Source organism: Pseudomonas sp. B424 (genome assembly GCF_055408345.1).
This window is the reverse complement of record NZ_JBUZTL010000003.1, coordinates 132,578-145,031: the sequence shown is the minus strand read 5'-3', so window position 1 is coordinate 145,031 and position 12,454 is coordinate 132,578. Positions and strand designations below refer to the sequence as shown.

Annotated in this window: 11 protein-coding genes; 8 read left to right on the top strand and 3 right to left on the bottom strand. The window is 59.6% G+C overall.

What is annotated here, in order from left to right:
- Window positions 1-33 precede the first annotated feature (33 nt).
- On the bottom strand, window positions 34-1,551 hold the full coding sequence (gene ilvA / locus ACZRMS_RS05385) for a threonine ammonia-lyase, biosynthetic (RefSeq protein ID WP_463994426.1): 1,518 nt from the start codon (window positions 1,549-1,551) through the stop codon (window positions 34-36).
- Between the two features lie 141 nt (window positions 1,552-1,692).
- Here ilvA and rpiA point away from each other — a divergent pair, with 141 nt between their 5' ends.
- A complete protein-coding gene (gene rpiA, locus ACZRMS_RS05380; RefSeq protein WP_463994425.1) occupies window positions 1,693-2,364 on the top strand; it encodes a ribose-5-phosphate isomerase RpiA in 672 nt (223 codons plus the stop codon).
- Window positions 2,365-2,468: 104 nt separating this feature from the next.
- Here the strand turns inward: rpiA and ACZRMS_RS05375 are convergent, their stop codons facing one another.
- Both ACZRMS_RS05375 and ACZRMS_RS05370 read right to left on the bottom strand, forming a co-directional pair.
- On the bottom strand, window positions 2,469-3,395 hold the full coding sequence (locus ACZRMS_RS05375; protein ID WP_463994424.1) for an SdiA-regulated domain-containing protein: 927 nt from the start codon (window positions 3,393-3,395) through the stop codon (window positions 2,469-2,471).
- Between the two features lie 74 nt (window positions 3,396-3,469).
- Entirely contained in the window at window positions 3,470-4,402 is a 933-nt protein-coding gene (locus tag ACZRMS_RS05370; RefSeq protein ID WP_463994423.1) for an SdiA-regulated domain-containing protein, read from the bottom strand.
- 559 nt (window positions 4,403-4,961) lie between these two features.
- Between ACZRMS_RS05370 and ACZRMS_RS05365 the strand changes: the two genes are divergently transcribed.
- The 7 genes from ACZRMS_RS05365 (at window position 4,962) to ACZRMS_RS05335 (ending at window position 12,429) form a co-directional block, all read left to right on the top strand.
- Window positions 4,962-5,726, top strand: coding sequence for a hypothetical protein (locus ACZRMS_RS05365; RefSeq protein ID WP_463994422.1), 765 nt, complete (start codon window positions 4,962-4,964; stop codon window positions 5,724-5,726).
- A gap of 207 nt (window positions 5,727-5,933) precedes the next feature.
- Entirely contained in the window at window positions 5,934-7,175 is a 1,242-nt protein-coding gene (locus ACZRMS_RS05360; protein ID WP_463994421.1) for an SfnB family sulfur acquisition oxidoreductase, read from the top strand.
- A 14-nt stretch (window positions 7,176-7,189) separates the two neighbouring features.
- Window positions 7,190-8,386 (top strand): SfnB family sulfur acquisition oxidoreductase, encoded by a 1,197-nt coding sequence (locus tag ACZRMS_RS05355; protein ID WP_463994420.1) that lies wholly within the window; start codon window positions 7,190-7,192, stop codon window positions 8,384-8,386.
- Entirely contained in the window at window positions 8,386-9,747 is a 1,362-nt protein-coding gene (locus ACZRMS_RS05350; RefSeq protein ID WP_463994419.1) for an LLM class flavin-dependent oxidoreductase, read from the top strand. The genes ACZRMS_RS05355 and ACZRMS_RS05350 overlap by 1 nt, the downstream gene beginning before the upstream one ends.
- Window positions 9,748-9,879: 132 nt before the next feature.
- Window positions 9,880-10,671 carry a MetQ/NlpA family ABC transporter substrate-binding protein gene (locus ACZRMS_RS05345; protein ID WP_463994418.1) on the top strand — a complete coding sequence of 264 codons (792 nt, stop codon included), beginning with the start codon at window positions 9,880-9,882 and terminating at the stop codon, window positions 10,669-10,671.
- 2 nt (window positions 10,672-10,673) lie between these two features.
- Complete coding sequence (locus ACZRMS_RS05340) at window positions 10,674-11,795, top strand: methionine ABC transporter ATP-binding protein (protein WP_463994417.1); 1,122 nt, start codon at window positions 10,674-10,676, stop codon at window positions 11,793-11,795.
- Entirely contained in the window at window positions 11,785-12,429 is a 645-nt protein-coding gene (locus tag ACZRMS_RS05335; RefSeq protein WP_048361316.1) for a methionine ABC transporter permease, read from the top strand. Before ACZRMS_RS05340 ends, ACZRMS_RS05335 begins: the two co-directional genes overlap by 11 nt.
- Window positions 12,430-12,454 lie beyond the last annotated feature (25 nt).

Genomic DNA, 12,454 nt, shown 5'->3' with positions numbered 1-12,454 from the left:
CTAATCCCTTGAGCCGTTCACTCAGCGTAGCGGCTATCGGCCAAGAAACAGCTGATAGGCCGGGTTATCACTTTCATCCCAATACGGGTAACCGATTTCAGCCAGCGCGGCCGGCACCAGATGACGCTCATCCGCAGGCACTTGCAGCCCGGCCATTACCCGGCCATCAGCCGCGCCATGGTTGCGGTAATGGAACATCGAAATGTTCCAGCGCCCACCCAGTTTGTTGAGGAAGTTGAACAGCGCCCCCGGGCGCTCCGGGAACTCGAAACGGAACAGCAGCTCATCACTGACCTTGGCCGCGTGCCCGCCCACCATGTGCCGGATATGCAGCTTGGCCAATTCGTTCTCGGTCAGATCGACCACCGGGAAGCCCTGCTCCGCCAGGCTGGCCAGCAGCGCACGTCGCGGATCGTTCTCGGGGTGGGTCTGCACGCCGACAAAAATGTGCGCTTCGCTGCCGGTGTGATACCGGTAGTTGAACTCGGTGATCTGACGCTTGCCGATGGCCTGGCAGAACGCCTTGAAGCTGCCCGGCACCTCAGGGATGGTCACTGCGATGATGGCTTCACGGCCCTCACCCAGCTCGGCGCGCTCGGCCACATGGCGCAGGCGGTCGAAGTTGACGTTGGCCCCGGAATCGATCGCTACCAGGGTCTGGCCGCGAACGCCGCGTTGCTCAACGTACTTCTTGATCCCGGCCACGCCCAAAGCGCCGGCAGGTTCGGTGATCGAGCGGGTATCGTCGAAGATATCCTTGATTGCTGCGCAGATCTCGTCGGTGCTGACGGTGATGACTTCATCCACATAGTCTTTGCAGATGTCGAAGGTGTGCTGGCCAATCTGTGCCACGGCCACGCCGTCGGCGAAAATGCCCACGGCTGGCAACACCACGCGCTCGCCGGCGGCCATCGCGGCTTGCAGGCAGTTGGAGTCATCGGGCTCGACGCCAATGATCTTGATATCCGGACGCAGGTATTTCACGTACGCCGCGATCCCTGCGATCAGCCCGCCACCGCCCACCGGTACGAAAATCGCATCCAGCGGCGCCGGATGCTGGCGCAGAATTTCCATCGCCACGGTGCCCTGCCCGGCAATGGTGTGCGGGTCATCGTAGGGATGAACATAAACGTAGCCTTCTTTCTCGACCAACTGCAGCGAGTAGGCCAGGGCTTCCGGGAATGAATCGCCGTGAAGCACCACAATGCCGCCACGGGAGCGCACGCCTTCAACCTTGATCTCGGGGGTGGTCTTGGGCATCACGATGGTTGCTTTGACGCCCAGCACCTTGGCCGCCAGGGCCAGTCCCTGGGCGTGATTGCCCGCAGAGGCCGTCACCACACCGCACGCGCGCTCGGCGTCAGTCAGGTGCATCAGCTTGTTGTAAGCGCCACGAATCTTGAACGAGTACACCGGCTGCAAGTCTTCGCGCTTGAGCAAAATCTGGTTGCCCAGCCGCTCGGTCAGCTGATTGGCCGGCTGCAATGGGGTTTCTACGGCAACGTCATAAACGCGCGAGGTGAGGATCTTCTTAACGTACTGTTCGAGCATCGGAAAGCTTCACTGGGCGGGTTGGCAGGGACCAAGGAGTCTACCCCAGCGTTTGCGCGGGCGACCATACGAATCCAAAGGTTTTACAGGCTGGGTTATACTCGCCGCCTTTCTGTTTACCCTTCCCGCCCCGGAGCTCCCATGACCCAGGACCAACTCAAACAGGCCGTAGCCCAGGCTGCTGTCGACTTCATCCTTCCAAAACTGGATGACAAGAGCATCGTTGGGGTCGGCACCGGCTCCACGGCCAACTGCTTTATCGACGCCCTGGCCCAACACAAGGGTGCCTTCGACGGCGCGGTAGCCAGCTCCGAAGCCACTGCCGCCCGCCTCAAGGGCCACGGCATTCCGGTGTATGAGCTGAACACGGTCAGCGACCTGGAGTTCTACGTGGACGGCGCCGATGAAAGCGACGAAAACCTGAACCTGATCAAGGGCGGTGGCGCAGCCCTGACCCGCGAGAAGATCGTGGCCGCCGTGGCCAAGACCTTTATCTGCATCGCCGACGCCAGCAAGCTGGTACCGGTGCTGGGTGCGTTCCCGCTGCCGGTTGAAGTGATCCCGATGGCCCGCAGCCACGTGGCCCGCGAACTGGTCAAGCTGGGCGGCGATCCGGTTTACCGCGAGGGCGTGGTGACCGACAACGGCAACATCATCATCGACGTGTACAACATGCAGATCACCAACCCGGTTGAGCTGGAGCGTCAGATCAACGCCATTGTCGGCGTCGTGACCAACGGGCTGTTCGCCGCCCGCCCGGCTGACCTGCTGTTGCTGGGTACGCCTGAAGGCGTGAAAACCCTGAGCAAGTAACCCCGTTACAGACGTGTGGGAGCGGGCTTGCTCGCGATGGCATCTCTACGGTTTGTCTGGCAGACCGCAGAGCCTGCATCGCAAACAAGCCCGCTCCCACACGATCAAGGTGTGACAGCGCCGGGCTTTTTCTCGAAGCGATAAAACAAGTTCGGCTCACTCACCACGTATATCGTCCCCTCATCGTCCATCGCGACACCTTCAGCTTGCGGCACTGATTTTCTCAGGCCATGCCGGCCCTTTTTCAGCGACAACGTGCTGATCGGCCGCCCCTCGATATTCAGCTCCAGCAGCAATTTCGACTCATCCGACAGCGCCAGTAAATGACCGGTGCGTTCGTCAAACTGCAAGCTCGACAAATCCCGCACAAACAATCGCGCATCACGTCTCGGGTTGGTCACCACATGGGTGGCATAGGGTTGCTGCGGATTGTCCTGGGGGAACCCGCGCACCTCATAAATCAGCATCGGGTCACGCTCCTTGGCCACAAACAGGCGCTTGCCCACAGAGTCGTAGGCCAGGCCTTCAAAGCCCTTGTTGCCTGACCGATTGAGCCCCAGCGTCAATTGCTCCGCATCGCGGGCATCCAGCACCTGTGTGCTGTCATCAACCTTGACCTTGATCAGCCGTTGTTGACGCTCATCGGTAATGACGTAGGTGTTCTCGCCAACAAACTCGACCGCTTCGGCATCGCCAAAGCCGATCAGTGCAATACGCCGCAAGATCCGCCCATCGAGGGACAGCTCTATCAGCTCGGCTTTCTTGTTGGTCACGGTAAACAGGCTTTTGCGCAGCGGATCGTAGGTCAGTGCAGAAACATCGTCCTCAAGCCCCTCAATCGCCTTGCCTTGCAGCACGGCCTGATATTGGTCCAGGTTGATCGCTGCCGGATCGGTGGTCTGCCACAGTTGGCTGACTTGGAACCAGGTTCGTTCGAACAGACGAAAGTGTTGCGCAGCAAAACCGGCGGCCACAAGGGCCACCAGCGTTACACCAAGAACAAGAGCGGTAGTACGGCTGACACGGCGCATGGGTCGAACTCTAAACAAATCAGGCGGTTGGAATACCACGACTTCATGAATTCAAACTTAATCTTCAAGCCTGCTTACCGGGTTTTCTTCTCGAAGCGATAAAACAGGTTCGGCTCGCTCACCATATACAGCGTGCCGTTTTCATCAATTGCGACCCCTTCAGCCCGGGGAATGGTTTTTTCAAGGCCGTTGAAACCACCGAGCAAGGTCATGAAGCTGACCTGTTCGCCCAGCTCGTCGAGTTCCAGAAGCATATGCGAATCTGCCGAGAGCACCAGCGTATGGCCCGTGCGCGGGTCAACGCTCAGGGCAGACAGGTTGCGCAGGTCAAGTTCGTCGCTGGGCACTTTTTGCTTGCTGCCGGTCAGCACCTGGCTGCCGTCGCTTTTCCATACAAACAACGCCGGCGGACGCTCTTCGCCCAGCAATAGCTGCTGGCGACGCGGGTCCCAGGCAATGGCTTCAAAGGCCTTGTTCTGGTTTTTCGAAGGGCCCAGATCGTACTTCGGGAAGTCAGCAATATTCAGGCTTTTGGTGTCCGCATCGACCTTGATGATGGTCAGCAAGTGCTCACGCTCATCGACAATGGCCAGCAGACCGTTCTCCATCACCGTCAGACCTTCCGGGTTGCTCCAGCCCACCAGCGGAATTTTGCGCAGTACATCACCGTCGAGGCTCAGCTCCACCAGGAACGGGTTTTTACCCATCACCGAAAACAGCGTTTTGCTCAAAGGGCTGTAAGCCAGATCCGAGGCTTCGTCCCTTTCCATCCCCGGTAACGGCTTGGCATCAATCACCGCCGTATAGTCGGGCAACCACACACTTTCGTTCTGCTCTGTCGGGCTCTCAAACCGCTCCAGCATCCACAATGCGCCGCGGTCATCCCAATGCATGGCCGACGCTAATGTATAAAGCGCTGCACCAAACAGCAGAAGCCAGTGATACCAGCGCAAGTTAAAGCGCGGGCGGCGGCGGGCAGGCGGAGTCAACTGAGGGTCTATGGCCATTTGAATGGTCTTCCGAGAAATTTGGCTGCATCTAAATATCACAAAGCGGGCAAACCGACTGCCTCGCGCGCAGTGATTATGCAAATGCCATGTGAAAGAAATGGTAAATGCACAAAAAAATCGTCAGGGCACTGGCCCAGTTCGATTGAACGAGTAGCGTAGCCCAACAACAAAAAACCGCCCGGAGCTATAAGCACATATGTAGGAGGCATCTTTAACTTCAGTCGCTAAATTCAGCACATTACTTATTCCTGTCAAACAACCAAGACTCTACGATATTTTATATAAACTTTATTCATCACCCCATTTCGAACACTACACGCAGCATACTATTCAGCACTCTACTGGTAGGAACTTTCCGAATAAACAAAAGACATCCAGATTAACTCCACTCGCCCTTGACACTCATTACTACAGCCTCTTATCTAATAAAAACAAGTCGCTCCAGCCCGACGATCAAAGTCATGACGGCCGCCGCACCACTCTGCTAACAAGCCGAATAAACGCCCTGTTCAGGCGAGCACCGCTCCCTTACACGCCAGAAAGGAATCTTTTATATATGCCCTTCACTTCATGCCTCAACAAACTGCCACCTCCTGCACTTTCAAACCCGGGCAAAAACACTATTTGTGCCCGGGCGGCCGAACAACTGCTTATTACAATAACGCCTTACAAGAATATGGAAGAAGGCGACCTGATCGAATTATTCTGGGACGGTTGCTATGTAACCTCACAACATCTTCACAAGGCGGACATCGGCCAGCCTGTTTCATTAAGAGTGCCGCAGAGTTTTATTCAAAACGGTACCGCACGCCTTTATTACCGGGTCATGCATATCGGCAGCAGCCCCGCGCTCTCAGCGCAACTTAAAGTATTTATCAAACTTGATTGCCCCGGTGGCGAGGCCATCGGTGACGAAAACCAGGGGCTCGCCCCGCTCATGATCCCGGAACCCATCCTGCGTTACGGGGTTAACCCCGGGCAGATGAAGCGCGGCGTTCCCGTGACCATCGAACCTTATCGAAACATGGCTTGCGAAGATGCAATCACCCTGCTCTGGGGGGACGTGCGCCTGGACTTGCCCAAACTGCGCAAGGTCGATATCGACCAGCCCGTCAACGTCTTCATCCCTGCGCACATCATTCAGGAAGCCGGTGAAGACCCCAAACTGGAAGTCACTTACTGTGTGATCGATCGCGCAGGCAACAATTCACGCTGGGCTCCGGCACGCACGCTTAAAGTCGGCGCCACGAAGCTCTATATCAATCCCGCCCCCCGCGAGGCACTGCGCGCTGCAGAACCACGGCCCAACTGGCGCAACTAGGGCTCGATGGAATCATCTATCTATATTCCTAAAAGTTAGTTCTTTTAATTTTTATACTCGATTAGGGTATATGCACCGGACCACCGGACTCTCAGCTGTTATTCGCGCCGCTCAAGCGGCGCTCCCAAACGAGATGCGAGGTAGGTATGGTCAGTAACACAATCACCCTGGCCCCAGGGCATTGCGTGCAGCCAAGGAGCGGCACTGATGTCTGACTTGGCCAATGCACACCTGCAAAGCGACCAGGATGTCGCGCCTCTGTTATTGGCAGCGCATGTTCTGCGCACCGATAACGAAGCCCTTGAAGCCGCCCGCACGCTGGCTGCCAGCGCCCTTGAACATGCGGCCAAGCGCGACCGGCAACGCAAACTGCCGTGGTCACATATCGAAGCATTCACCCGTAGCGGCCTGGGCAGTATTTCCATTCCCCGCGAATTTGGCGGGCCGCAGGTGTCTTTTGTCACCTTGGCCGAAGTATTCGCCATCATCTCGGCCGCCGACCCGGCGCTGGGGCAGATTCCGCAAAACCAGGTGGGCCTGCTCAGCCTGATTGCGAACACCGCGACGCATACGCAAAAAGAGCAACTGTTCACCAGCGTGCTGCAAGGTTGGCGCATCGCCAATGCCGGGCCCGAGCGCGGCAGTAAAAACACTCTGGAGCTGAAGGCTCGCATCACGGCTGACGGTGATGATTTCGTCATCAACGGCCAGAAGTTTTACTCCACCGGTGCACTGTTTGCCCACTGGATCGCGGTCAAGGCACTCAATGACGACGGCAAGCAGGTGATTGCCTTTGTCCGTCGTGGCACGCCCGGCCTGCGCGTGGTGGATGACTGGTCAGGCTTTGGTCAGCGCACCACCTCCAGCGGCACCGTATTGCTCAACAACGTGCAGGTTGGAGCCGGGCTGGTGGTCGAAAACTGGCGCCTGAACGACTCCCCGAATATTCAAGGCGCCGTGTCGCAGTTGATCCAGGCCGCCATCGACCTGGGCATTGCCCGCGCCGCCATCACCGACACCATCAGTTTTGTGCGTGAGCGCTCCCGCCCCTGGATCGATGCCAAGGTCGAGCGCAACAGCGACGACCCCTACGTGATCGCCGACATCGGCAAGTTGAGCATTGAACTGCACGCAGCTGAAGCACTGTTGCGCAAGGCCGGCCGGGTGCTCGATGAGGTCAGCGCCGCACCGATTGACGCACCTGCCGCTGCCCTGGCTTCGATTGCCGTGGCCGAAGCCAAGGTGTTGAGCACCGAGCTGTCGTTGCTGGCCAGCGAAAAACTCTTCGAGCTGGCCGGCAGTCGCGCCAGCCTCGCCGAGTTCAACCTCGATCGCCACTGGCGCAACGCCCGGGTGCATACCCTGCACGACCCGGTGCGCTGGAAGTACTACGCCATCGGCGCTTACCGCCTCAACGGCACTCTGCCCGCCCGGCATTCCTGGATCTGACTACGGAGACACCCATGTCACTGATATCCAAACAGGTCCCGGTTATCCACAGCGATGCCGAGGCCCTGAGCGTAGCCCGTGAACTGGCCGCACATTTCAAACGTGACAGCGCCCTGCGCGACCGTGAACGCCGCCTGCCTTTTGATGAACTTGAACTGTTTTCCCATACTGGCCTGTGGGGCATTACCGTGCCCAAAGCTTACGGCGGCGCGGACGTGTCCAATGTCACCCTGGCTCAGGTGGTGGCGTTGATCGCCGCCGCAGATGCCTCGCTGGGGCAAATCCCGCAAAACCACTTTTATGCACTGGAAGTCTTGCGGTTCAACGGCTGCGAGGCGCAAAAGCAGCGGCTGTATGCCGAGGTATTGGCCGGGCAGCGCTTCGGCAATGCGCTGGCAGAAATCGGCACTAAAACCGCCCACGACCGCACCACGCATCTGGCCAAGGCCGAGCAGGGTTATCGGATCACCGGCCGCAAGTTCTACGCCACCGGCGCACTGTATGCGCAGCGCATCCCTACCTCCGTGGTGGATGACAATGGCGTCCAGCAACTGGCATTTGTGCCCCGCGACAGCGACGGCCTGAGCGTGATTGACGACTGGAGCGGCTTTGGCCAGCGCACCACGGGCAGCGGTTCGGTGGTCTTCGACAACGTTTTTGTCGGCGCTGAAGACGTTATCCCCTTCCAGAGCGCTTTCGAGCGACCGACCACGGTTGGCCCGCTGGCGCAGATTCTGCACGCGGCCATCGACACCGGCATCGCCCGCGCCGCCTTTGAAGACGCACTGCACTTTGTGCGAACCAAAACCCGGCCGTGGATCGACGCCACCACCGATATTGCCAGCGAAGACCCCCTGACCCTCAAGAGCTTCGGCCACTTGAGCGTGCGCTTGCACGCCGCCGAAGCCTTGCTGGACCGGGCCGGGGAGTTTCTCGACAAGGCCCGCACCGACACCACCGCCAGCACGGTGGCTGCCGCATCGATTGCCATCGCCGAGGCCCGGGCCATCAGCACTGAAATTTCCCTGGCCGCTGCCAGCACCCTCTTTGAACTGGCAGGCAGCCAGGCCACTCTGGCCGAACACGGCCTTGACCGTCACTGGCGCAACGCCCGGGTGCACACGCTGCACGACCCGGTGCGCTGGAAGTACCACGCCGTGGGCAACTACTACCTCAACGATGCCAACCCGCCGCTGCGGGGGACCATCTGATGAGCAAAAAGAAAATCCTGATCAATGCCTTCAACATGAACTGCATTGGCCATATCAACCACGGGCTGTGGACGCACCCGCGGGACACCTCGACCACGTTCAACACCCTGGAATACTGGACTGAGCTGGCGCAGCTGCTGGAGCGCGGGCTGTTTGACGGGCTCTTTATCGCCGACATCGTGGGCGTGTATGACGTTTATCAACAATCGGTTGATGTTCCGCTCAAAGAGGCGATCCAGCTGCCGGTCAATGACCCGCTTCTGCTGGTTTCGGCCATGGCGGCTGTCACTAAAAACCTCGGCTTCGGTTTAACCGCCAACCTGACCTACGAAACGCCGTACTTGTTCGCACGCCGCATGTCGACCCTTGACCACCTGACCCGTGGCCGCGTGGGCTGGAACATTGTCACCGGCTACCTCGACAGCGCCGCCAAGGCCATGGGCCTGACCGAACAGGTCGAGCACGACCGCCGTTATGACCAGGCCGACGAGTACCTCGAAGTCCTCTACAAGCTCTGGGAAGGCAGCTGGGAAGACGGCGCCGTGCTCAATGACCCGGCGCAGCGCATCTACGCCCGGCCCGACAAGGTGCACAAGGTCAAACACGCCGGTGAGTTCTATCAGGTGGAGGGTTATCACCTCTGCGAGCCGTCGCCCCAGCGCACGCCGGTGCTGTTTCAGGCCGGCAGTTCGGATCGCGGGCTGGTGTTTGCCGGGCGTCATGCCGAGTGTGTGTTCATCAGCGGGCAGACCAAGGCCGCCACCAGGGCCCAGGTCGACAAGGTCCGCGCCAGCGCTGTGGCGGCGGGCCGCAACCCCGACGACATCAAGCTGTTCATGGGCCTTAACGTGATCGTGGCACCTACCGAAGAACTGGCTCTGGCCAAGCGTGACGAGTACCTGAGCTATGCCAGCGCCGAAGCGGGCGTGGCGCATTTTTCCAGCTCCACGGGCATCGACTTTGCCGACTACGAACTGGATGAACCGATCCAGTACGTGAAGAGCAACGCGATCCAGTCGGCGACCAAAGTGCTGCAAAACAACGACTGGACCCGGCGCAAATTGCTTGAACAACACGCCTTGGGCGGACGCTACATCACGCTGGTGGGTTCACCCGGGCAGGTGGCCGATGAGCTGGAATCGTGGATCGCTGAAACCGGCCTGGACGGTTTCAACCTGACCCGCATCGTCACCCCCGAAAGCTACGTCGACTTTATCGACCTGGTGGTCCCGGAACTGCAACGCCGGGGCTCCTACAAGACGGCTTATGACACCGGCAGCCTGCGCCAGAAGCTGTTTGCCGAAGGCGGCGCACATTTGCCCGAGCGGCATACCGGTGCGGCCTTCAGACACAACACATAACTGATTTTTTGTGGGAGCGGGCTTGCTCGCGATACTCGCGACGCGGTCTGTCAGGCAAGCCGCAGCGCTGCCATCGCGAGCAAGCTCGCTCCCACAGGGTCCGAATTCCGACTATTTGACTGAGAAAACACCATGAACAAAAAACACGCACTGGTTCTGGCCCTGGGGCTGTTAAGCGGTATTACCCACGCGGCCGAAAAGCCCCTCAAGGTCGGCACCACTGCCGCCTTCGCCATCCCGCTGGAAGCCGCCGTGGCCGAAGCCGACAAGCAAGGGCTGAAAGTTGAACTGGTGGAGTTCACCGACTGGATCGCGCCCAACACCACCCTGGCCGCCGGCGATATCGACGTGAACTACTTCCAGCACATCCCCTTTCTGGAAAACGCCAAGGCCGCCGCCGGGTTTGATCTGGTGCCGTATGCCAAAGGCGTGATCAACAACGTGGGGCTGTATTCCAAGAAGCACAAAAGCCTTGAAGACTTGCCGGCGGGTGCCACGGTGGCCATCGCCAACGATCCGATCAACAGCGGGCGCGGCCTGCAACTGCTGGCCAAGGCCGGTCTGATCACCCTCAAGCCCGGCGTCGGTTACAAGGCCACCGAAGAGGACATCATCGCCAACCCGAAAAAGATCAAGATCCTGCAAGTCGAAGCCGTGCAACTGGTGCGTGCCTACGACGATGCCGACCTGGTGCAGGGCTACCCGGCCTATATCCGCCTGTCCAAAACCTTCGATGCCGAATCGGCGCTGTTGTTCGACGGCATCGACCACCCCGAGTACGTGATCCAGTTCGTGATCCAGCCAAAAAACAAGGACGACCCGCGCCTGGCCAAGTTCGTCGACATTTACCAGCACTCGCCTGTGGTAAAGGCCGCGCTGGATAAAACCTACGGCACCTTGTACCAACCTGGCTGGGGAGGCTGATCATGAGCGTGGCCATTGCTCGCGTGCGGCTCGATGAGCCGCTGCCCGGCGCGACCCATACCGAGTTGCACCCCGAACTGAGCCGCGCCCATGTGCGCTTCATTGGCGTCGGCAAAACCTATGAAGGCCGCCAGGGCCTAGTCGATGCGCTCAAAGGTATCGACCTGGCGATTCAGCGCGGGGAGATCTTCGGCATTATTGGTCGCAGCGGCGCCGGAAAATCGTCGCTGATCCGCACCATCAACCGCCTCGAACAACCCAGCACCGGTCGCGTGCTGATCGATCAGATCGACATCGGTGACTTCGATGAAAACAAGCTGGTAGCCCTGCGCCGCCAAACCGGCATGATCTTCCAGCACTTCAATTTGATGTCGGCCAAGACCGTGTGGCAAAACGTCGAGCTGCCGCTCAAGGTGGCGGGCGTGCCCAAACTGCAACGCGAGCGCAAGGTGCGCGAGCTGCTGGAGCTGGTTGGCCTGCAAGGCAAGCACACGGCTTACCCGGCACAGCTCTCCGGAGGGCAAAAACAGCGGGTGGGCATTGCCCGGGCGCTGGTTCACGACCCGGCCATTCTGCTCTGCGACGAAGCCACCTCGGCACTCGACCCCGAAACCACCCAGTCGATCCTCGGCTTGCTGCGCGAAATCAATCAGCGCCTGGGCCTGACCATCATCCTGATCACCCATGAGATGGCCGTGATTCGCGACATTTGCCACCGCGTGGTGGTGCTGGAGCAAGGTCGGGTGGTCGAGCAAGGCCCGGTGTGGCAAGTGTTTGGCGACCCGCAACACGAGGTCAGCAAAACCCTGCTCGCGCCCTTGCAGGACGCCCTGCCCGCGGCACTGCAAAACCGCATTACGGCGCAGCCGCTGTCGGCACAATCGAGCGTGATCCTGCGACTGCGCTTTACCGGCAGCCAGGCGCAAGAACCCGACCTGGGCGCGTTGTTCAGTGCCCTGGGCGGTCAAGTGCGGTTGCTGCACGGCGGGGTCGAGCAGATTCAGGGCCACGCCCTGGGGCAATTACTGCTCAGCGTGACCAGCACGTCGCTGGGCGCGGATGAATTGCGCAAACGCGCCGGTCAATGGGCGCAACAGGTCGAGGTGGTGGGCTATGGGATTTGATCGTTTATGGCAGGGGGTGATCGACACCTTTCTGATGGTCGGCGTGTCGTCGCTGATCGCACTGATCCTGGGGGTGCCGCTGGCGGTGATTCTGGTCACCAGCGGCAAGGGCGGGATCTATGAAGCGCCGGCCCTGAACAAGGCACTGGGCGCGTTCGTGAACCTGTTTCGCTCGATCCCCTTTCTGATTTTGATGGTGGCACTGATCCCGTTTACCCGCTTGATTGTGGGCACCACCTACGGCGTATGGGCGGCCGTCGTACCGCTGACCATAGCGGCAACACCGTTCTTTGCGCGGATCGCCGAAGTCAGCTTGCGGGAAGTAGATCACGGTTTGATCGAAGCCGCCCAGGCCATGGGCTGCAAGCGCCATCACATCATCTGGCACGTGCTGTTGCCCGAAGCCTTGCCGGGCATCGTCGGCGGTTTCACCATCACTCTGGTGACGATGATCAACTCCTCCGCCATGGCCGGGGCGATTGGCGCCGGCGGTCTGGGTGACATCGCGTACCGCTACGGCTATCAGCGCTTCGACACACAAGTGATGCTGACCGTGATCGTATTGCTGGTGGCGTTGGTGGCCCTGATTCAGCTCGGTGGCGACCGTTTGGCCCTGGCCCTCAACAAACGCTGAGGTATAGTCGGCGGCCTGACTGCCG